The organism is Fulvivirga marina (assembly GCF_016775155.1).
Classification (GTDB): domain Bacteria; phylum Bacteroidota; class Bacteroidia; order Cytophagales; family Cyclobacteriaceae; genus Fulvivirga; species Fulvivirga marina.
Window position 1 is genome coordinate 145,638 of record NZ_JAEUGD010000001.1, and the last position, 21,229, is coordinate 166,866.

Genomic DNA, 21,229 nt, shown 5'->3' on the forward strand with positions numbered 1-21,229 from the left:
GGAGGCAGTCATGGCTTTTCAACGTAATAAGGGAGAGGTGGCCTTCGCCAAGAACCTTATTTCCGCATAAACAGGAATACCATATATGCAATAAAAGTTAGCAAATAAAGAAAAGCCTCCCAGCGGTCAAGTTTCTTTTTATTGATAGTAAACATAAACAGAAGAAGAAGTACGCCACCTCCTAAAAGTATATAGAAGTCTATATTTAGTGCCGGATCATACTGTAACGGTGTGATCAGTCCCGTTATACCTAGTACAAAAAGGATATTGAAGATGTTGGAACCTATAACATTTCCTATAGCAATATCGGCCTGTTTTTTATAGGCTGCAACCGCTGAAGTGGCTAATTCGGGGAGGGATGTTCCTGCTGCAATAATGGTAAGACCTATGAGTTTTTCGCTTACGTCAAATATCCGAGCTATCTCTACAGCGTTATCAACTACAAGTTTACCACCCAAGACTAAACCTGCCAACCCTCCAATTATTCTTAGAGCAGTACCAAGCCCCCCATAAATCTTAATATTACTCTCCTCTCCACTGGGACTGGATTTCATACTTAGAAATACATAGGCTAGAAATATACCAAATAGAATAGCCAATATTACCGCGTCAAAAAAGTTGAGCTGGTCTGAAGTACCTTTTTCAAACATGGTATCATTGATGAGATAAAATAGTAACAAAGTAATAAACAAAGAAAATGGCAATTCTTTGAGTACCGTGTTCCTCTGTACTACCAAGGGGTAAATAGATCCGGAAACGCCAAGGATGAGAAAGAGGTTAAATATATTTGATCCGATGATATTACCAAATACTACATCGCTATGTCCTTCTGTTCCCGAAATAATGTTAACCACGAGCTCTGGCGCAGATGTACCAAGGGCAACAATGGTGAGACCGATGGCAAGTTCGGAGATGTTAAACTTTTTGGCCAGTGAAGATGCACCTCCTACAAGGGCTCCTGCACCTTTGATAAGTAGCACAAAACCAAGTATTATAAGCGCAAAGTATAGTAGTAAAGTCAATATGAGGGGGTTAAACCGTCTAAAACTAGTAAAAATCTATTGTAATCAGTAAGCTGTATGAGCAAAATGTTATAACTGTTTTGACTAAAATTGAGATAAAGCATATCCTTTTTAAGGAATGGTGCAGGTATGAGGTTTACTTTTGTCTCATACCTGCTGATAAAGGGCATGTTATGCCAATAGGTCGTGCTCAATGCTTTCTATAAGCTTATTGAGGTCTGTCTCGACCAAGTCAAATTGAGTGGCGTTGTCGAGCTTTTTATTTACACTAATATAAAATTTGATCTTGGGTTCGGTACCAGAAGGTCGTGCAGATACTTTATACCCTGCTTCCGTGAAGAATTGAAGTACATTAGATTTTTCAAAATCAATAGAGGTGATTTCCCCTGTCAATAAGTTTTTTTCAGTACTATTTTGATAATCAATGACCTTAACCACTTTTGATCCGGCTAGTAGAGCAGGAGGGGTACTTCTGAAATTTTGCATCATGGTTTTAATTTCTTCAGCACCTTTTTTGCCTTGTTTGGTCATTGAGATAAGCTTTTCCTTATAAAAACCCGCCTCGGTATAGAGTTCAATCAGTAAGTCAAACAGAGACTTGTCCTGAGATTTTGCATATGCACACATTTCAGCAATCATTGCGCATGAAGCTACAGCATCTTTGTCGCGCACAAAGTCACTGATCATATATCCATAGCTTTCCTCCCCGCCAGCTATAAAAGTTTTTTTACCTTCCAGTTCTCGAATGATAGACGCTATGTACTTAAACCCCGTTAGTGTATTGTAACACTTAACTCCAAACCTGCCAGCTATCTCATCGATTAGTTCGGTGGTGACTATTGTTTTTACTACATACTCATTGCCTTTATATTTCTTCAGTTCATCCCACCGCTTCAGGATGTAATATATTAATAAACTTCCAGTCTGGTTGCCATTAAGCAATTGGTACTCCCCTTTATGGTTTTTTACTGCTATACCTACACGGTCCGAATCCGGGTCAGTGGCCATAACTAGTTCAGCATCGATCTCCTGAGCCTTTTTTAGAGAAAGCTTTAGGGCCTCAGCTTCTTCAGGGTTGGGATACACTACGGTTGGGAAATCACCATTCGGCTCAGACTGTTCTTCTACTACATGCACATTTTCAAAACCAAAGTTTTTCAGGCAGGTAGGAACAAGACTGATTCCAGTTCCATGGATAGGGGAATAAACTATTTTAATATCTTTTTGTGATCTGATAAGGTCTGGTGAAAGTGAAAGATTTTTGATCTCATTTAAATAAAGATCATCCACATCCTTTCCGATAATTTCGATGAGATCTTTGTTCGCCTTAAACTTCACATCGTCTATAGACTTGATTTGGTTTACTTCTGCAATAACATTTTTATCATGTGGAGCTACCAGTTGTGCTCCGTCATTCCAGTATGCCTTGTAGCCATTATATTCTTTAGGGTTGTGAGAGGCGGTTAGTACTACACCACTATGACACTTGAGGTGCCTAATGGCAAATGAAAGTTCAGGTGTTGGACGCAAATCCTCAAATAGGTAGACCTTAAAGCCATTTGCAGAGAATACCCCAGCCACTGTTTCGGCAAAGAAACGGCTGTTGTTTCGGCTGTCATGAGCGATAGCCACTTTTACCTGTTCATCTGGGTATGTCTTGATCAGGTAATTGGCCAACCCCTGGGTTGCCATTCCAATGGTGTATTTATTCATTCGGTTGGAGCCGGTACCCATAATTCCTCTCAAACCACCCGTTCCGAATTCAAGGTCTTTGTAAAAAGCTTCAGTAAGAGCTTCATGGTCATTCATCAGGTCACGGATCTCTCCTTTAACTTTGGAGTCAATATTACTATCCAGCCAGCGTTGGGCTTTGGCTATAATTTCATTCATACTTAATATTTTTATAGGTTAATTTATGGATACTTCTTTCAATGAACAAGTTAGTTTCCTAAAGGGATTGAAAGGGCTGTATCAGTTTGTTACTTTTATTATCAGTTTGTTTAGCCCATTTGACCAGGGGGGGTCACAAGGCATTGTATTGCAGATATCAGACAATAACGCTGTAAAATTAATTGATAAATATTTTTATAAAAATTATTTATTTCGAGGAACATAATTTCGAATGATATTTTTGGATGTTAGTTGCAGACTTTTGAGTTTTGTACCACTTTTTTAACAAATTAATGATAATGGATATAAAAGCACTGGACAACGACCTTACTTCTTTAATAGAGAAAAAGATTGCATTAAGCAAAACAGATTATAGTAGTGAAGACTATGATGAGTTGGAAGAGGAACTGCACGACCTCGAAGACGATTTTCTGGAAAAGTATGGAGATTACCTGGAAGACGCTTTTCATGAAGTGCATGATGAGTTTTGTCCTGATACCGACGTTTTATTGCCAATAGCTTATCTGCCTAACGAAGTAGCATCTACCGAAGACGGTTATGACATTACTTTCCAGGAAGGGGTATATGTTGAGGTGGATGATTACCCAGGAAAGGAAACTAAACTTGTCCTTTTACCGAAACCTACAAGGATCATTCTTCAGGTAGATTCTCAGAATAAGGAAGTGGTCTGGCAGGCAAAGTAATGCTTAACGCTAAAATATATAATAAATAGGGCTTAACTAAGCTAAAAAAGGAAGTCATTCACTTTCGACTGTTATAATCGAATTAGGAATGACTTTCTTTTAATTTAAGACGTTTTTTAAGTTGATCTTCTACCTTAGAGGTATCCCACCTTCTTTCGTACTCTGTCAATCACTTTGTTAGCAATTAACCTAGCTTTTTCTTCACCCTTTTTTAGCTGTTCGTCCAGTTCAGTAGGGTTTTCCATATAATAGTTGAACGTTTTACGTTGCTCTTCGAATGTATTTATCAAAAGCTCGAACAGCTCTTGCTTGGCATGGCCATAGCCGTAGTTGCCATCCAGATATTTCTTTCTTAATTGTGCGGTCTGTTCTTCAGTAGCCACTATTTTATATATGGCAAATACGTTGCAAGTATCCGGATCTTTTGGTTCTTCTAAGGGGGTGCTGTCTGTTACAATACTCATGACCTGTTTTCGCAGTTTCTTCTCCGGTAAGAAAATATCAATAGTATTTCCGTATGACTTGCTCATTTTTTGTCCATCAGTACCGGGAATCGTCATTACTTTTTCATCGATCTGAGCATCGGGAATAACAAAAGTTTCACCGTACTGATTATTAAAAATATTAGCAATATCACGGGTTATCTCCAGGTGTTGCTTTTGGTCTTTGCCAACGGGCACAATGTTCGCATCGTAAAGAATGATATCTGCAGCCATTAGTACCGGGTAGGTAAAAAGCCCCGCATTAACATCAGCAAGCTTGTCTGATTTTTCTTTGAAAGAATGAGCATTTGCAAGCATCGGATATGGCGTAAGACAATTAAGATACCAGGTAAGTTCACAAACTTCGGGTATGCGCGATTGTCTGTAGAAAATGTTGGTCTCAGTATCAAAACCAAAGGCAAGCCAAGCGGCGGCTGTAGCGTTCACATTCTCAATACGCTGTTGTGCGTCTTTTATGGTGGTTAGAGAATGTAGATCCGCTATAAAAAACAGCGATTGATTGTCTTTCTGTTTAGAAAGCTCTATTGCAGGCTTTATTGCTCCGAGTATATTTCCCAAATGAGGCCTGCCACTACTTTGAATACCTGTTAAAATTCTGGCCATATTTTAAATTTTTTGGCAAATAAAAGAAAATCCTGTTACAATGGTAAGAATATGACTTGAATAACTGATGCTATTTATGTTTGTCTTGCAAAAGGTATATACAGTAGTTTGGATTTAATTTTGTTATTTATCTGTTAATAAGTCAGCCAAACTTTACGTGAGTATATTCATTTTATTACTTTTACTGATCAAAATGAAGCATTTGAGTTAACTTAGCGTACCGACCTTTTAAACCACCTAAATATGAATTTGAAAAGTATTTTTTTAGTCTTTGTTGGAGTTTTATCAATTAGCCTGTTGAAGGCACAGCAGGCGGAAACCTTAGTTTTTAGTGAGAAGACATTTGATTTTGGGGCCGTTAAGGAAGAAGATGGCCCTATAATTCATGAGTTTAGCTTTATAAATAAGGGACTTCAACCGGTTAAAATATTAGGTGTAAAAGCCAGCTGTGGGTGTACTACACCAGATTGGAGTAAAGAACCTGTAAAACCTGGAGAGACAGGGTATATTCAAGCTCAGTATAATCCCAGAAACCGTCCAGGGAAGTTCAATAAGAGCTTAACGGTTACTACAGATGCGGATGCATCACCTTTAAAGTTATATATCAGGGGTGATGTTGAGCCCAAGCCCAAATCTGTTGAGGATGAATTGCCAACAGAAATGGGAGCGCTGAGAGTGAAATACCGTTCACTAAATATGGGTAAAATTGAAACTAGCGGAGAGTCCGCTGTAAAAGAGTTTGAGGTGTACAATGCTTCTGACAAAGCTGTTGCTTTTCTCGATAAGCAGGATGCTCCACCCTATATTAAACTTACCTTTGAGCCTCAGGAGCTTGCTCCTAAGTCAAAAGGTTTGATTAAAGTACATTATGATGCAAAGGCAAAAAATGACCTCGGGTTTGGTTCTGATAATGTTAAATTTTCTACCAATGAAGAAGGGGCTGATGCTATAAAGTCTGTATCCATTTATGCCACAATTGAGGAATATTTTCCTCCAATGACCCAAGAGGAACTCGAAAAAGCACCACGCCTTAAGCTAGGGGATAATGTTCATGATTTTGGTAAAATAGGTGATGATAAATCTATTTCAACCAAATTTACACTTACAAATACTGGTCATACCCCACTTGAGATCAGGCAGACCAAATCCAACTGCACCTGTGCTACTGCCAAATTGAAAAGGGATAAGCTTAAGCCTGGGGAGAGCACTGAGCTGGAAGTAACTTTTAATCCTCAAGGTAGACGAGGCAACCAGCAGAAGTCTATTACTATATACTCTAATGACCCAAGACATTCAGCACAAAGAGTGACTATAAAAGGGTATATCACTGTAGGAGATTGAAAAATAGAAGAGATTTATAATGAAAAGGTGGTTCAAAGTCATATGAACCGCCTTTCAATTGCTACTTGCCTTAGATAGCCCAGGCTCCGTCGCCAGCTTTATAGTCAATGCAAGCCTCATACCTACCAGGTGTCTCCACATAACGTCTCACTTGCGTGCAGCCAATTTCTGAAGTGAAGTAGCCCAGTAGAGTTAGTTCTTTGATCATTCTAAAGTAGTGAGGGACTGCATCCGGATTGTCTTTGTTCTTAAGAGAGCTTTCTCGTTGTGCTTTGTCCAGTTCAGTTAGGAAAGCAATGCGCTCTTCAGATTTAGCTTTAATAAAACCATGGTCATATTGCTTGTTGAAAGATTCTTTAAAAGATACCAGGCCTTGGGTAAATATATTCTGATGTTTGGGCTCATAGCAATCCAGTACCATCATAGTTATAAACCCTCCGATACCTACTGCTTTTGCTCCCGGGGTATCCGTGGTGGGAATAATAGCTTCGCCAATTTCGTCTAAAAGGGCCACGTCACTTTCCATAAATAGGGAATTGACTCGCTCGTCCTTTTCAACAGAACATCCTGACAAAAAAGTATTGGCACTGATGACTGTGCCGCCCATGATTACGGATACTGCTTTTAATGCTTCTCTTCGATTCATATTATCAGATGTTTTGTTTCTTTAGTTCATTTATAGCGAAATCGCATGCCCTGGCAGTCAGAGCCATATATGTCAGGGATGGGTTTTGGCATGCTGCTGAAGTCATGGCAGCACCATCAGTCACAAATACATTTTTGGCATCCCAAACCTGATTATTTCCGTTCAATACAGATGTTTTTGGGTCTTTGCCCATGCGTGCAGTACCCATTTCATGGATGCCTTGACCGAAAGTATATCCGGAATCCCAGGAGTGTACATTTTTAGCTCCCGCAGCCTCAAGCATTTCGGCACCGTCACTCATCATGTCCTGCCTCATTTTAAGTTCGTTCTCTTTCAGCTCTGCATCGGTGACTAAGGCAGGAAGCCCCCATTTATCCTTCACCTCTTTAGACAAATAAATCCTGTTTTCGTGGTAGGGAAGGATTTCACCGAAACCTGTAATACCTATAGTCCATTCACCAGGTTCTGCAAAAGCCTCTTTGAGTTCAATGCCAATACCTAGTTCTGCTACCTTTTTACTCCATTTATCTCTGCTTGCTCCCCCTTGGTATCCAAAGCCCCTTATATAGTCACGTTTATCACCGAACAAATTTCTGAACCGCGGAATATAGATACCATTAGGCCTGCGCCCGTAGTAATACTTGTCTTCATAACCTTCCATAGTCCCAGAGGCACCAGCCCGAAAATGATGATCCATAACGTTGTGCCCTAATTCTCCAGAACTGCTTCCCAGCCCTTCTGGCCAAATATCTGTGGCTGAGTTCATCAATACCCAGGTTGAGTTGAAGGCGGAGGCACATAGGAATATGATTTTAGCATTATACTCATAGGTTTGATTGGTTTCTGCATCCAGAACTTCCACACCTGTTGCCTTTTTTTTGTCCTTATCATATAATACTCTAGTTACAATTGAGAAGGGTCTTAGTGTAAGATTACCAGTTTGCACTGCAGCGGGCAGGGTAGAGGATTGCGTGCTGAAGTAAGCTCCGAACGGACAACCCAACCAGCATTTGTTTCTGTACTGGCACTGGGCTCTACCAGTTTTAGGAGCGGTTAAATTGGCCGATCTCCCCATGATCATGGTACGAACACCTTTGTAGTGAGCCTTTATTCTTTGGGCTACATCTTTTTCCACACAGTTCATTTCCATGGCAGGGAGGAAGTGGCCATCGGGTAATTGTGGCAAGCCTTCAATGGATCCATTGACACCAATAAATTTTTCGACATGATCATACCAAGGGGCCAGATCTTTATACCTGATGGGCCAGTCCACTGCTATACCGTCTTTGGCATTGGCCTCAAAATCAATGTCGCCCAACCGGTAGCTCTGGCGTCCCCAGGTCAGGGAGCGACCACCTACCTGATATCCTCTGAACCAGTTGAAAGGCTTTTCTTCCACATATGGACATTCGGCTTCGTGTGCCCAAAAGTCAAGGTTTAATTCGTTAAGTACATAGTCACGTTTTAAAACAGGGTGAGCCTTTATCATTCCCTGAGTATCCATGCCTCGATGAGGTACTTCCCATGGTGCCGTAGTAGCACTTTTATAGTCTTTAACATGCTCCACATTCTTTCCTCGTTCCAGGAGTAGCACTTTCAATCCTTTTTCTGTTAGCTCTTTTGCAGCCCATCCACCACTTATGCCTGAACCCACTACTATCGCATCATAATTCTGATCTGCCATGAATTTTCTTTTGTTTTAAATATCACATAAATGTATTGCTTCTCGGAGCGAAGCTTTTTTGTCTACTTTTGCAGGCTTAAATTCCTGAGCTACATAGCCATTAAAACCGGTTTCTAAAATAGCCTTCATAATGGCAGGGTAGTTTAGCTCCTGAGAACTATCGATTTCATGTCTACCTGGGACGCCTGCAGTATGGTAATGACCTATATATTGATGGTTACCTTTAATTGTGTGAATGATATCTCCCTCGCTAATTTGCATATGATAGATATCATAAAGTAGTTTGAAGTTTTCACTGTCTAACCTCTTACATAACTCTACACCCCAGGGTGTGTTATCACACATATGGTCCGGATGGTCAACTTTGCTGTTTAAAAGCTCCATATGAATAATCACCCCGGATTTTTCTGCCAGCGATAAAACCTGTTTTAATCCCTCTGTACAATTTTTTAAACCTGTCTCATCGTCCATGCCACCGCGGCTTCCGCTAAAACAGATCAGATTTTTGTAACCACTTTTAGCAACTAGAGGGATCATCTCTGAGTAGTTTTCTATAAGCTGCTTATGGTAAATTTTATTATTCCAACCTTTCTCAAGGTTTATTTCAGCACCGTTGCACATGGAGGAATTAATTCCGTGTCGCTTTAAAACATTCCATTCACTGGGACCAACGAGGTCTATAGCCTCAAAACCGACATCTTTAGCCAATAAGCACAGTTCATCGAGCGAAAGCTGATTGAAGGTCCATCGGCACACTGAGTGGTTAATATTATGATTTAGTTGGGTGTTGTGGTTAGCATATATAGAGCTTGACCAAAAAGGAGGTGAGGCCAAAGCCAAAGTTCCGGTAAGCAGCTTTTTTAAAACAGACCTTCTTCGATCACTGAAGTTCATGTAATCTACTATAGTTAAGTTGAAGATATAGAGAATATTATCTTTTTATGAAGATAATAATTAAAAAGAACCTCCTTAAGATATGTAAAATGGGAGGTTCTTGCAACGATATTTTAGCCTGTTAATGGATATATGATACCGCAAACGTTTGATATGGTGATGAGCTGTCTATATTTTATATTTTTATTATTCTTTGCTCTATTCTCTCCTGTTCAGTAGTGATTTGGACCATATAAATACCGGCAGGTTGTGATGAAAGATCAATACTCCCATTCTTTTGAATGGTCTGAGAGTCAATCAAATCTCCTGTAGCATTGAAAATTTTCACATGTGTATCAGTGAAACTGTTTAATCGTACATTCACAATACCAGAGGTAGGGTTAGGGCCAATTTTATACGTTGCTTTGACAGAAACAGCCAAAGGGTTTGAATAAATAGCATTGCCATCGAGGTCTATTTGCTTGAGACGGAAGTAGTTTTTTCCGAGTTGAGCAGAAGTGGTAAATGAGTAAGCTTGATATGTATTGCTTGTGCCATTTCCAGCAACCCAGCCTACGGCTTCAAAGTTTTCTGCATCTGTGCTATGTTGAACTTCAAAGCCTGCGTTGTTTAATTCACTTGCGGTGGCCCATGAAAGATCAATTTTGCCCTCAAGGTTTTCTTTCGCGTCAAAGTTTGTAAATGCTACGGGCAATACTTCATCTTCTATTACATTAATTCTGAAAGAAAGGTCTGTTTGAATTTGGAAACCGTCTAAATATGCTTTGCCATCCTTATAAGCATTGGCTGTAGAGCTATTAAATTTAATATCTTCTTCAAAATCTGAGAAAAGGAATGTATACGTATTGCCACAGGCAAAATACAAAGAGCCTCCGCTTATATTAAGAAATATAGCCTGAAATCCATACCCTGAAACATTAACATCTGACTGAAAATACATCAAGCTGGCCTCGTCGATACTTTCTCCATTATAAATGGCCAGGTTTCCAGAATATGTTGCGGAATCGGCCTTTTCAATTTCAATAGAGTGAAATATAGCTCCCGAGCAGTTTGTTGTTTTAAAGCTTTGGCCTATTTTTTCACTAATGCTTCCTTCTTTATTGTAATCGGTAGATACACAATTGCCTTGGGCTTGGACATTAGAGATGGTTATGCAGAATAATATGGCTGCTAGGCTTTTTATCTGAGAAATATAATTGAGGCTTTTCATCATGATTTGAGTTTATATCTTGATGCAAGGTAGAGATATATGTCTCTCTTATTAAATTGTATTTTAATTATAATTAACATTTGTATGTTAATTTAATTATATAATTAATTGTTTTATTTTTGCTTAAGTAGTAACTTCTATGTGTTGTAAGAATTTGCCCTAATCCATTCTAAGGGGGCCCCCCGAGTACTCTGACTGGTTATAAATCGTTAAAAATAATGGAGCATATGGGTATGCTTGACAAAACATGTTCTGTTGTTGGTGGTAGGGGTTTAGGCACTTTGTATAACCCCGAGATAAGAATTTAGAAGATAACCTTATTAAAGTGGGTGTATTAAAAAATAACCTGTTGTAAGAAGCATGTTGGTTTTGTGTCGCATTTTGTTGGAAAATGATGGAAATGACATAAACCTGTAATTATTAGTACACGGAGAAACTATACGACTGACTGTATCTTGTTAAATTAAATGATGCAGGAGGAGATCAATAGGTGGATTTAGCCTCATAAAGTCGCTCTCATTATGTGCTAATGTCGTAACGATAAATTAGGGTGTTATATGTACTTTGTATTTACTGATGTGATAAAACTGAGAGGATGACCTTTTTATGGAGAGGAGATGCCTTGCCTTTTGAAGGCTCTATGATCAAAGGAAATCTTGTGTGTTTTGAAAACCCAAAGGAATGAGATTAAAAGTGGAGTAGAGCCAGGAGGGGGCTCTACTCCTATGACCAGAAATAATCTTAGTTAGAAACCTTGATTAACCCTAACTGATCCTCACTTGAGGAGATCAATGTCCAACCAACGGGTGAATTCTGATCATCTTTACTAGCATAAACTTTCCACCTGTAAGTTCTGCCTACAATCAATTCAGCAATTGATGCATTACCATCTGAATTAAACTGAATACTTTTTTGTGATGATGGGATCACAATATTTTTTACAGGGTCAGCGCCGCTATTATCAAACCCTCCCCAAACAATAGTACCTGTAGATATGTCCATTACTTCAATAACATAGTCAGAAGTACTAGAGTATGCTGTCCATTCAAAAGTTGGGGTAGTTGATGTGATTTCTACTGGTTGAGTTGTTGTGGCCTCATTAGTAGGCGTATTAATAGTGATTGACCCTGTAATATCAAATGTCAATGTAAGAGAGTTGCCTCCACTAAAGGTTACGATGGGCTCGCCAAATTTCGCTATTCTATCCGGGTCCATTACACGCTCATCATTGTCGTAAGTGGCGCGAGCAATATATGTTCCATCAGGGATGTTGGTCAAAGTATAACTTAATGATACAGTTTTTGTACTTAAACCAGGGATAGTTTCTTTTGTTATCGGGTGTACCAAAGTAACATCAACATCTTTATTATCCGTAGCAATGTTCTTAACAGCTCCATTCAAGCTTCCGGCTGCGTCAGCGGTTAATTCTACGTTAACATCTGGAGTTTCAGTGTTGATAGTAACACTTGCTCCAACCGAATTTGATGAGTAGTTCATTATATATCCTTTTACCTGGTAGCCTCCTTGTGGCACATTATATATGGAGTAGTTACCATCCTTGTCGGATACTGTTGAGAAGGCCGTTTTGTTCCCTGCGTCCTCAGCGACTACCAGAACGCCGGCAATTCCGGTACCGCCGCTAGCTACTTTTCCAGAAATAAACCCGGCATTAGTAATTGTACTAGGAGTCATCTCAGCAGTTTGCTGCGTAGTACCACCTGCTTCTATAGAAAATGAGACTGCCTCTATTCCCCTTGGAGGTAGAGCATCATAACCCTGCTTGTAAAATTTTAGAAAATAAGTACCGGGAATAAGGTCGCTGGTAAAATTACCACTTGCATCCGTACTTAATGAATTTTCAGTAGGTGAATTAGTTTCTGCGTCAAAAACAATTATTTTGACACCTTCCAGACCTGCCTGGCTTTCAATATCTGTAACCGTTCCGGTGAGCTTACCCGTAGCAGGTCCACCATCATCATCATTGGAGCAAGCTGTCAACAAAACGTTGAAAAAAATAAAGCTTAGAACAATAAAAAATAAATTTCTCTTCATATCTATATCTGGTTTAACTACCATGTTTGACCCTATAGCACTGAGGTAGACTCGTACCCCCAAAAGAATTTTATTTTTTTTTGAATTATTTATTCGGGTCTCTAAAGAGATTGCTAGATTTATTGTCAATTGCCGATAGAGCAAGTTTAGTATATATTTTATGCAGGAAGCAACGCGTCAGGAATTCGAAACTTTATTTCATGCTTATCATAAGGAACTTTGTGAGCTTGCCTATAATATAGTAGGTGATGCTGATGAAGCGAAAGATATTGTGCAGGATGTTTTTCTAAAGCTTTGGAAAAATCGTGATAAGCTTGATTTTCAACAGCAGATCAAACATTACCTGTTTAAAGCTACTTCTCATACATCTCTGAATCATTTGCGATCCAGTAAGAAAATTGTCAAGCTTGACCAGAATACTGCTATAGAGGAAGTTGTATCTCCGGTGCAAACAGAGCCAACCAATAACCATGAGTTAGAGGTTAGGGTAAGAGAGGCTATTGATAAGCTGCCTCCAAAGTGTAAAACCATATATCTGCTCAGCAGACAGGAGGGGATGAAGTATAAAGAGATAGCAGATGTTTTGGAGTTGTCACATAAGACGGTTGAAAACCAAATGGGAATAGCTTTGCAAAAGCTACGGGAAGAACTTAAGCCGTATTTAAAGCTCAAGTCCTTGATACTAGCTCTTCTAGTAGGGCTTGCATTGGTGCTTATTGTATGAAATTGTGTAAAAATATATTTTAGTTTTTGGGGGTATATGTGAAATAATGTGTTATAAGATCAAAGCAATAGTTGCGTTTTTTGATTTCTATTTATAATATAAATTTTCACATCATGAAAAAAATGGTTGTTGGAGTAATAGCAATAATAGTTGTAGTTTTAGTTTCATCGTGTTCTACATACACTTGTCCGGCTTATGCTAAACATACACCGGAAAAGAAAGAACAGGTAAAACGTATATAAAAAAGAAGTATACTAATAAATATATTATATTCAAGGTAGATGAAAGAGAGTACTCCATATTGGGATAAACTTGCAGCTTATCTGTCGGGTGATCTGGACGAGGCGGAAAGAGCAGAGGTTGATCTATGGATTAAATCTTCCCCTCAGAATGAAAGAGAATTTGCAGAAGCTAAGCAAATTTGGGAGAATTCAGGTGTCAGGTTAGAAATGCATGATGCGAATACAGAAGATGAGTGGAGCAGGTTGAAGTCAAAGATTGCTGATGATGATTCTCGGTCACAAGAAGTTCAGTTGACAGGACGGTATGGAGTCTGGTTGAAACTTGCGGCAAGTATCTTGATTTTGGCGGTTGCATTGTTCATTCTTTGGCCCGTAGAGAAAATGATCGATATCAGCGCGGGTGATCAGGTTGCTACCTTTTATCTTCCTGATAGTAGCAAGGTATGGCTCAATGTAGGTAGCAAGTTGAGTTATCCTGAAGATTTTGGCGTGGAGAATAGGAGGATTGCACTTTCAGGAGAAGGTTATTTTGCTGTTAAGGCAGATAGCCTGAAGCCCTTTATTGTAAAAGCATCATTAGCATATGCTCGTGTATTAGGTACATCCTTTAATATAAAGGAAGATTCTGCAGGAGTTGTGTTAACCGTGGCAGAAGGAGAAGTAAGCTTTTCTTCTATGAAGTCTAAAAATAAACAGAAGGTTGTAGTTACAGCCAAAGAAAAAGCAGTTGTAACTACAAATGAAGGCCCTGTTAAGTCTCAAAATTTGGACCCCGGTTTTAGTGCGTGGCGTGAACGTAATAATGCTATTTATGAACAAGAGAAGGACAACCCTAAAGCGTATTTGACAAGTACATACAGATGGGAAAAAAATAAAATTAATATGTCAGTGATTGATGGGAAGCTGACCAATCAGGCAGGTCTGGCTATTTATACAGATATAGTTTTAGATGCGATTTATACAAAACCTAATGGTAAAACATCAACCACGACATTTACCATAACTGATAAAATACAGCCTGGACAAACAGTAAGTTATGAAAAGCGTTTGATGGATTTTTTAACTGATACTAAAAAGGTGGAGGTAGAGTTGAAGTCAGTCAGAGTAATTAGTTCAGCAGATCTATAAAGGTCATCCTGCATGGGCCAGCAGGAATTGCTTCGGACATTAAGAACATTAAAAAGCCTGTTGCTATAAAAACAACAGGCTTTTTAATTATAATTAACTTATCATTATTTGAATGCCGGGATGCCAGTAATTTCAGCACCAAGTATTAATAGGTGAATGTCGTGGGTACCTTCGTAGGTCACCACCGACTCGAGGTTCATCATATGGCGCATCATAGGGTATTCACCTGTTATACCCATGCCACCGTGAATTTGTCTTGCCTCCCGTGCAATATTGAGAGCAGTTTCCACAGAGTTTCTTTTGGCCATAGAGATTTGTGCTGTGGTGGCTTTGCCTTCATCCATCATTTTACCCAATTTCCAGTTTAGCAATTGAGCCTTGGTGATTTCAGTTAGCATTTCTGACAGCTTTTTTTGCACTAACTGGAAAGAACCAATAGGCTTATCAAACTGTATCCTTTCTTTTGAGTACCTTCTTGCTGAGTCGTAGCAATCCATAGCCGCTCCAATAGCACCCCATGCTATACCATATCTAGCAGAGTCAAGACACATCATCGGAGCACCAAGGCCACTCTTACCGGGAAGCAGGTTTTCTTTAGGTACTTTTACATTATCAAATACCAACTCACCAGTACAACTGGCTCTTAAAGACCATTTGCCGTGTGTTTCAGGAGTGCTGAAGCCTTCCATGCCGCGCTCTACAATAAGACCATGTATGCGCCCCTCTTCGTTTTTGGCCCAAACTACAGCTACATCTGCTTTTGGAGAGTTGGATATCCACATTTTAGCTCCGTTGAGCAAATAGTGATCACCCATATCCTTAAAGTTTGTGACCATACCGCTTGGGTTAGAACCATGGTCAGGCTCTGTGAGTCCAAAGCAGCCCAGCCATTCTCCTGATGCCAGTTTGGGTAAATACTTCTTGCGCTGTTCTTCTGAACCAAATTTGTAAATAGGATACATTACTAATGATCCTTGAACAGAAGCTGTAGAACGCATGCCAGAATCACCTCGTTCAACCTCCTGCATAATCAAACCATAAGAGATATAATCAAGGCCTCCACCTCCATACTCCTGTGGAATAGTAGGTCCGAATGCCCCTATATCACCAAATTTCTTGACGATCTCATAAGGAAAATGTGCGTTTTGGCACCAATCTTCGATATACGGAGAAATCTCTTTTTTAACAAAATCCCTGATTGAACCTCTTATTAGTTTATGTTCTTCAGTTAGCAGGTCATCTATCTGGTAGAAATCCGGAGATTCAAATAAGTCGTTAGAAGGTTTGCGTTTAGCTTCTTCTTTCGCGGTATTAGTTGTCATCAATTATCTATAATTTGGGTTATTCAGTTTTAAGTTTCAAATTTACGCAACATTTAAAGATTTACCATTTATTGGGAGTCAATTTCGCTCTTATTTGATTTTTAAAACGTTTGAAATAAAAAGGCCCAATATCAGGTGAAAGCCAATTAATTACACTAAAAATCCGCTGTAAAGTCTATGAAGAAGTCGGAAATAGATCCAAAAATTCTTGAGCAGATTAAAAAGCTCGAAGAGAAATATGAAGTGATGGGCCAGGACCTTTCTTCTTACCTGGATGGTCTTTTATATTCTGATTACCTTACTTATTGGGATTATATTCACCTAGATACTCTTTTAAGCTTGCAAAACCCGAAAACAGGTTTAAAAGATGAGATGATATTCATTGCCTATCATCAGCATACCGAGATATTCTTTAAACTTATTCTGTGGGAAATAGATCAGATAGCCACGGAAGTCAATATTACAGAAGATTATTTTTTAACAAAGTTGGAGCGAATAAACCGCTACTTCGGTATACTCGAAGATTCATTCTCTGTAATGATAGACGGAATGGACAGAGAGCAGTTCCTTAAATTTAGAATGTCATTGTTGCCTGCCAGTGGATTTCAATCGGCACAATATAGGAAAATTGAGATTTGCTCAACTCACCTGTATAACCTGGTTGAATTTGAGTCAAGGGAAAAGCTGTCAAAAGATGATGATGCTGAAAGGTTAGTGGATAAGATCTATTGGAAACGTGGTGCTACCGAACTTGCTTCAGGTAAAAAGACCCTAACTCTGAAGCAGTTTGAAGAGAAGTACCTGGAGGAATTTATTAAGTTGGCGCAGGAGTATAAGCCGAAAAACATCCTAGAGGTATTTAGAAGTAATTTTATTAACTCAGAACGTAAAGACGAGATTGTTCAAGCCATGAGAAAGTATGATCTGGCTGCAAATGTGCTATGGCCATTATCACATTACAAATCAGCGGTCCGATACCTACATAAGGACCCTGATGACATAGCAGCTACCGGAGGTACAAATTGGCAGAAGTTCTTACCTCCGCGATTTCAGAAAATAGTGTTTTTTCCAGAGCTTTGGTCTGAGAAGGAAATTGAAGAATGGGGGAAGATCTGGGTAATGAAGGAAGTCTTTGATAAATAGCAAGGGAAACACTTCTAAACGAGCTTTTCTGTGTATATTAGTTGTATAATATTACATTTTTTTGAGAATACTAATTGCTTATATCGTCATTGGCTTTTTAGGTTGTTGTCATTTTGTGTCAGCACAACACACCCGATATACATTTCATGATGAAGAGAAAACCCACCTGAAAGAAATTTACCATGTGCAGGACACTTTAAGCAATGTGTTGGAGGGGAAATACCTTTCATATCACATCAATGGCAATATTGAATCAAAGGGCCAGTTTACTAATAATGAAACCACGGGTCAATGGGAGTTTTACTATGAAACTGGTAAGCTGAAGATGCGTGGAGACCTTACCAATAATTCAAACGATGGTTATTGGGAATATTTCTATGAGAATGGGAACAAGAGCATGGAGGGAGAGATAAATGACCAAAAACGCCAGGGAGAATGGAAGATTTACTTTGAAAGTGGGGCATTAAAAGAAAAGGGTAAGTTCTTAGACAATAAGAGAGAAGGGCACTGGACGGACTACTTTGAAGGTGGTGGTATAAAAGGTGAAATCGACTATGCATTTGGAAAGGGGAGGTACACCGAGTATTACCCGACAAGTGAAAAGCGAGCAGAGGGACCTAAATCCGATTCAAGGAATGTAGGTATTTGGAAATACTATTACAAAGATGGCTCAATTCAGGCTGAAGGACAGTATCAAAATGGAAAGAAATCAGGGCTTTGGAAGTATTATCACCACAATGGAGAGCTCATGGCAGTTGGTGAGTTTGTAAACAGTGAACCAGAAGGAAAATGGGTTTATTACTACGAAAACGGTGCTGTAAACTCAAAAGGACAGTTTGTAGATGGAAAGAAGAGTGGCTATTGGGGGCTGTTCTATGAAGATGGCTCGCTTAAAGGTGAAAGTAATTTCGAAAATGGTAGTGGGGCATATTCCGAATATTATAAAAGTGGCAAGCTTAAGGTACAAGGACCTATTGTGGATGGTAAAAACCATGGAGTATGGAAATACTATTATGAAGGAGGAAACCTTGAGGGAGAATGTAAGTTTGTAAGTGGGAGAGGGGAGTATTATGGCTATTACCCGGATGGGTCTCTTCAAACTAAAGGTATCATTGAAGAGGGGAAAAAAATAGGCAAGTGGGAGCTTTATAAAAATGATGGCTCTTTGTCTGGCTATTTTAAGCCAATTTATGATAATAATCTTCTTAAAAAAGAAGATCTGGAGGAAATTAAAAGTACCAAGAAATACGGTGTAGCTGATTTTAGGTTTAGAGGTAAAAGATTTAGGTATTTTCAGTCTAAAATAAATGAATTTCAAGGGGTAGTTGCGAACGCTAATCCATTTTTTTCATTTATAGGAAGGGTTCCGGTGGGTATGGAGTTTTATTTGCAGGAGCGCTTAGGACATGAATTTGAGTTTGAAGGTATCCGTGATCCATTCTTTATTAGTGATAGTGATGTCCCTATTGACGAGGTATATAGCAGAGGTTATGATATTGCTATAAAGCAAAAGTTTTATAATCCGGGAGGTGAATTTGGCTTATGGTATTTTGGGCATGAAATAAGGTTTACCAACCTAAGTCATTTTGCTAATGTAAGTCATGTTTTGATACCTGATAATGTAGTGCGGGCTAGTGCGAGTGAGCAAAGGATAGAGTATTCTGTGTTGTTAGGTTACCGTCTGATGCAAAGTACGGTTAGTTCTGGCTTTACAGTCGACGCATTTGTGAGTCTGGGAACCGGATACAGAAGCTTTGATGTTAGTGATACTTTTAAGGATGCATTTTCAGACCTTCCGCAAAATGAAGTGCCACTAGCTTTTAATTTTGGTCTTAGTTTCGGTTATACCTTTTCCTTTGGAGCCAGGGGTAAAAAATAATTTTTAAGGATAAAAACCTTACCTATTGAAAAAAACACTTGATCTCAAGTTAAAGCCCGAGGAGGCTTTTGATGAAGATAAATTTCTAGAAATAATACAGAAGAAAATAAAGCCAGGAACCAGTTCAGGCTTTAGAATAGTAAAACGCTCTATTGATGCTCGTAAGGCCTCAGTTTGGATAAGAGTGCAAGTTGATATTTACGAAAATGAACCCCTTCCTGAGCTGATAAGTTACCGGAAAGAGTACCCGAATGTTTCCCAGTCAAAGCAAGTTGTAATTGTTGGAGCTGGCCCCGCGGGCCTGTTTGCAGCATTAAGACTGATAGAAAAGGGGATTAAGCCTATAGTTTTGGAAAGAGGGAAGGATGTTCGGTCAAGACGAAGAGACCTTGCTGCAATCAACAAAGACCATAAGGTTAATCCTGATTCAAACTATTGCTTTGGAGAAGGGGGAGCCGGTACCTATTCAGATGGCAAGCTATATACAAGATCTAAGAAGAGGGGAGATGTACAGCGTATTTTAGAAATCCTTGTTGCACATGGTGCCAGAAATGAGATATTGTTTGATGCTCATCCGCATATTGGTACTAATAAGTTACCGCAGATAGTTACAGCACTTAGGGAAAGTATTCTAAGTGCCGGAGGAGAAGTACACTTTGAGGCGAAGGTTGTAGACATAATTTTTAAGGGTGATGAGCTATGCGGGGTGAAACTGGTCAGTGGAGAGGAGATAAAAGGTGAAGGTGTTATCCTGGCAACAGGACACTCTGCACGCGATATATTTGAATTGCTGAAGTCGCGTAATGTTGCTATTGAAGCTAAGCCATTTGCTCTCGGAGTGCGTATAGAGCACCCACAGCAATTAATTGATAATATACAATATAGTTGTGCAAACGACAGAGGGCCTTATTTACCAGCATCTTCCTATGCTTTGGTTAATCAAGCCTTGGTGAATCATGCCAAGAGAGGCGTATTTTCATTTTGCATGTGTCCAGGAGGGTTTATTGTTCCTGCAGCCACAAGCCCTGGTGAAATAGTTGTTAATGGAATGAGTCCTTCAAGGCGTGATTCACGTTTTGCTAATTCAGGTATTGTTGTGGCGGTGGAAATTAATGATTTTAAACACTTGCAAAAGTATGAGGAGATGGCTGCCCTGTATTTTCAAAAGGAAATAGAGCAGAGGGCTTGTACACTGGCAGGTGGCACACAGACAGCGCCTGCTCAGAGGATGGTTGATTTTGTGGAAAACCGGATTTCATCATCTTTGCTGGATACTTCATACCAGCCAGGGATACTTTCCATGGATATGAAAGAGGTTCTTCCGGGCTTTGTAGCAGAAAGTCTTAGACAAAGCTTCAAAGCTTTTGGTAAGAAAATGAAGGGGTACTATACCAATGAGGCTCAGATAATCGGGGTTGAAAGTCGAACTTCTTCTCCCGTGAGGATACCCAGAAGTAAAGAGACATTGGAGCACATTGACCTGAAAAGACTTTTTCCATGTGGAGAAGGAGCCGGCTATGCTGGCGGAATAGTTTCAGCAGCTATGGACGGTGAGCGATGTGCCGAAGCATTGATGAGTAAGTATTTAAATATTACCCTATAAACCTGCCCTGGATCTTACGGTTTTCGGGCTATTGATTGATATGAAAAAGACGGCAATAATAGGAGCTACAACTAACCCAGGAAGGTATGCATATATGGCTGCACAACTTTTAACGGAATATGGTCATGAAATAGTACCCATTGGTATTAAGAAAGGGGAAGTTTTTGATAAGCAAATTCTGGATATACGGGAAAAACCCCAGGTGGAAGGTATAGATACTATCACCATGTATCTAGGCCCTCAGAATCAGCCAGAATGGTATGCCTACATTCTGAGTTTAAGGCCTAAGCGTATAATTTTCAACCCAGGTACGGAAAACCATGAGTTGGAAAGGTTAGCTCACAAGCAGGGAATTGAAACTGAGGAAGCTTGTACACTGGTAATGCTTCGTGTTGGGAATTACTGATTGGAAACTATTGTTTCACACATAAGTCGCTGCAAGCGATGTCGATTATGTAATAATTCAATTGGAAGAGTTTGGAGCGGGGGGAAGTAAATCAGTTTTATATAGTGTTTAAATAGCTTCACATCAATTAATTACCTGAAAAATTGCTCGGTAAATCTTATTGTAATATATGGATTTTTTATGGGATTTTATGGTTCAGTATTAGTAGGAAAATAGTGAAGAATAAACAGGTA

Annotated in this window: 17 protein-coding genes; 8 read left to right on the top strand and 9 right to left on the bottom strand. The window is 39.3% G+C overall.

The features are described from left to right. Nucleotides 1-56: 56 nt before the first annotated feature. Nucleotides 57-1,022 carry a calcium/sodium antiporter gene (locus tag JMN32_RS00625; protein WP_202854332.1) on the bottom strand — a complete coding sequence of 322 codons (966 nt, stop codon included), beginning with the start codon at nt 1,020-1,022 and terminating at the stop codon, nt 57-59. 171 nt (nt 1,023-1,193) lie between these two features. Continuing rightward, nucleotides 1,194-2,912 carry a phospho-sugar mutase gene (locus JMN32_RS00630; protein WP_202854333.1) on the bottom strand — a complete coding sequence of 573 codons (1,719 nt, stop codon included), beginning with the start codon at nt 2,910-2,912 and terminating at the stop codon, nt 1,194-1,196. 299 nt (nt 2,913-3,211) lie between these two features. Here JMN32_RS00630 and JMN32_RS00635 point away from each other — a divergent pair, with 299 nt between their 5' ends. Next, complete coding sequence (locus tag JMN32_RS00635; protein WP_202854334.1) at nt 3,212-3,616, top strand: hypothetical protein; 405 nt, start codon at nt 3,212-3,214, stop codon at nt 3,614-3,616. A 134-nt stretch (nt 3,617-3,750) separates the two neighbouring features. On the opposite strand, the gene trpS is transcribed toward JMN32_RS00635, so the two are convergent. Next, complete coding sequence (gene trpS, locus JMN32_RS00640) at nt 3,751-4,722, bottom strand: tryptophan--tRNA ligase (protein ID WP_202854335.1); 972 nt, start codon at nt 4,720-4,722, stop codon at nt 3,751-3,753. Between the two features lie 243 nt (nt 4,723-4,965). Between trpS and JMN32_RS00645 the strand changes: the two genes are divergently transcribed. Continuing rightward, entirely contained in the window at nt 4,966-6,063 is a 1,098-nt protein-coding gene (locus tag JMN32_RS00645; RefSeq protein WP_202854336.1) for a DUF1573 domain-containing protein, read from the top strand. A gap of 70 nt (nt 6,064-6,133) precedes the next feature. Here the strand turns inward: JMN32_RS00645 and JMN32_RS00650 are convergent, their stop codons facing one another. From JMN32_RS00650 to JMN32_RS00670, 5 genes are all read right to left on the bottom strand, one after another. Beyond that, nucleotides 6,134-6,709 carry a gluconate 2-dehydrogenase subunit 3 family protein gene (locus tag JMN32_RS00650; RefSeq protein WP_202854337.1) on the bottom strand — a complete coding sequence of 192 codons (576 nt, stop codon included), beginning with the start codon at nt 6,707-6,709 and terminating at the stop codon, nt 6,134-6,136. Nucleotides 6,710-6,713: 4 nt separating this feature from the next. Then, complete coding sequence (locus JMN32_RS00655; RefSeq protein ID WP_202854338.1) at nt 6,714-8,393, bottom strand: GMC oxidoreductase; 1,680 nt, start codon at nt 8,391-8,393, stop codon at nt 6,714-6,716. A 15-nt stretch (nt 8,394-8,408) separates the two neighbouring features. After that, entirely contained in the window at nt 8,409-9,287 is an 879-nt protein-coding gene (locus tag JMN32_RS00660; RefSeq protein ID WP_202854339.1) for a hydroxypyruvate isomerase family protein, read from the bottom strand. A gap of 175 nt (nt 9,288-9,462) precedes the next feature. Continuing rightward, nucleotides 9,463-10,500: a T9SS type A sorting domain-containing protein gene (locus JMN32_RS00665; RefSeq protein ID WP_202854340.1), complete on the bottom strand. Its 1,038-nt coding sequence runs from the start codon at nt 10,498-10,500 to the stop codon at nt 9,463-9,465. A gap of 738 nt (nt 10,501-11,238) precedes the next feature. Beyond that, nucleotides 11,239-12,549: an MSCRAMM family protein gene (locus JMN32_RS00670; protein WP_238354291.1), complete on the bottom strand. Its 1,311-nt coding sequence runs from the start codon at nt 12,547-12,549 to the stop codon at nt 11,239-11,241. Nucleotides 12,550-12,709: 160 nt separating this feature from the next. Here JMN32_RS00670 and JMN32_RS00675 point away from each other — a divergent pair, with 160 nt between their 5' ends. Both JMN32_RS00675 and JMN32_RS00680 read left to right on the top strand, forming a co-directional pair. Then, nucleotides 12,710-13,273, top strand: a complete 564-nt coding sequence (locus JMN32_RS00675; RefSeq protein WP_202854342.1) for an RNA polymerase sigma-70 factor — start codon at nt 12,710-12,712, stop codon at nt 13,271-13,273. A gap of 281 nt (nt 13,274-13,554) precedes the next feature. Next, nucleotides 13,555-14,643, top strand: a complete 1,089-nt coding sequence (locus JMN32_RS00680) for a FecR domain-containing protein (protein ID WP_202854343.1) — start codon at nt 13,555-13,557, stop codon at nt 14,641-14,643. A gap of 104 nt (nt 14,644-14,747) precedes the next feature. On the opposite strand, the gene JMN32_RS00685 is transcribed toward JMN32_RS00680, so the two are convergent. Next, on the bottom strand, nt 14,748-15,965 hold the full coding sequence (locus tag JMN32_RS00685) for an acyl-CoA dehydrogenase family protein (RefSeq protein WP_202854344.1): 1,218 nt from the start codon (nt 15,963-15,965) through the stop codon (nt 14,748-14,750). A 177-nt stretch (nt 15,966-16,142) separates the two neighbouring features. Here JMN32_RS00685 and JMN32_RS00690 point away from each other — a divergent pair, with 177 nt between their 5' ends. From JMN32_RS00690 to JMN32_RS00705, 4 genes are all read left to right on the top strand, one after another. Beyond that, a complete protein-coding gene (locus JMN32_RS00690; protein ID WP_202854345.1) occupies nt 16,143-17,108 on the top strand; it encodes a tryptophan 2,3-dioxygenase family protein in 966 nt (321 codons plus the stop codon). Between the two features lie 61 nt (nt 17,109-17,169). Further along, nucleotides 17,170-18,987 carry a toxin-antitoxin system YwqK family antitoxin gene (locus JMN32_RS00695; RefSeq protein WP_202854346.1) on the top strand — a complete coding sequence of 606 codons (1,818 nt, stop codon included), beginning with the start codon at nt 17,170-17,172 and terminating at the stop codon, nt 18,985-18,987. A gap of 25 nt (nt 18,988-19,012) precedes the next feature. Further along, nucleotides 19,013-20,590 (top strand): NAD(P)/FAD-dependent oxidoreductase, encoded by a 1,578-nt coding sequence (locus tag JMN32_RS00700; RefSeq protein ID WP_202854347.1) that lies wholly within the window; start codon nt 19,013-19,015, stop codon nt 20,588-20,590. Nucleotides 20,591-20,630: 40 nt separating this feature from the next. Further along, entirely contained in the window at nt 20,631-20,996 is a 366-nt protein-coding gene (locus JMN32_RS00705; RefSeq protein WP_202854348.1) for a CoA-binding protein, read from the top strand. Nucleotides 20,997-21,229: the final 233 nt, after the last annotated feature.

Bases quoted from the DNA above. Each gene is read 5' to 3' on its own strand.
- JMN32_RS00630 (WP_202854333.1), bottom strand. From the start codon at position 2,912: ATGAATGAAATTATAGCCAAAGCCCAACGCTGGCTGGATAGTAATATT.
- JMN32_RS00635 (WP_202854334.1), top strand. From the start codon at position 3,212: ATGGATATAAAAGCACTGGACAACGACCTTACTTCTTTAATAGAGAAA.
- trpS (WP_202854335.1), bottom strand. From the start codon at position 4,722: ATGGCCAGAATTTTAACAGGTATTCAAAGTAGTGGCAGGCCTCATTTG.
- JMN32_RS00645 (WP_202854336.1), top strand. From the start codon at position 4,966: ATGAATTTGAAAAGTATTTTTTTAGTCTTTGTTGGAGTTTTATCAATT.
- JMN32_RS00650 (WP_202854337.1), bottom strand. From the start codon at position 6,709: ATGAATCGAAGAGAAGCATTAAAAGCAGTATCCGTAATCATGGGCGGC.
- JMN32_RS00655 (WP_202854338.1), bottom strand. From the start codon at position 8,393: ATGGCAGATCAGAATTATGATGCGATAGTAGTGGGTTCAGGCATAAGT.
- JMN32_RS00660 (WP_202854339.1), bottom strand. From the start codon at position 9,287: ATGAACTTCAGTGATCGAAGAAGGTCTGTTTTAAAAAAGCTGCTTACC.
- JMN32_RS00665 (WP_202854340.1), bottom strand. From the start codon at position 10,500: ATGATGAAAAGCCTCAATTATATTTCTCAGATAAAAAGCCTAGCAGCC.
- JMN32_RS00670 (WP_238354291.1), bottom strand. From the start codon at position 12,549: ATGAAGAGAAATTTATTTTTTATTGTTCTAAGCTTTATTTTTTTCAAC.
- JMN32_RS00675 (WP_202854342.1), top strand. From the start codon at position 12,710: ATGCAGGAAGCAACGCGTCAGGAATTCGAAACTTTATTTCATGCTTAT.
- JMN32_RS00680 (WP_202854343.1), top strand. From the start codon at position 13,555: ATGAAAGAGAGTACTCCATATTGGGATAAACTTGCAGCTTATCTGTCG.
- JMN32_RS00685 (WP_202854344.1), bottom strand. From the start codon at position 15,965: ATGACAACTAATACCGCGAAAGAAGAAGCTAAACGCAAACCTTCTAAC.
- JMN32_RS00690 (WP_202854345.1), top strand. From the start codon at position 16,143: ATGAAGAAGTCGGAAATAGATCCAAAAATTCTTGAGCAGATTAAAAAG.
- JMN32_RS00705 (WP_202854348.1), top strand. From the start codon at position 20,631: ATGAAAAAGACGGCAATAATAGGAGCTACAACTAACCCAGGAAGGTAT.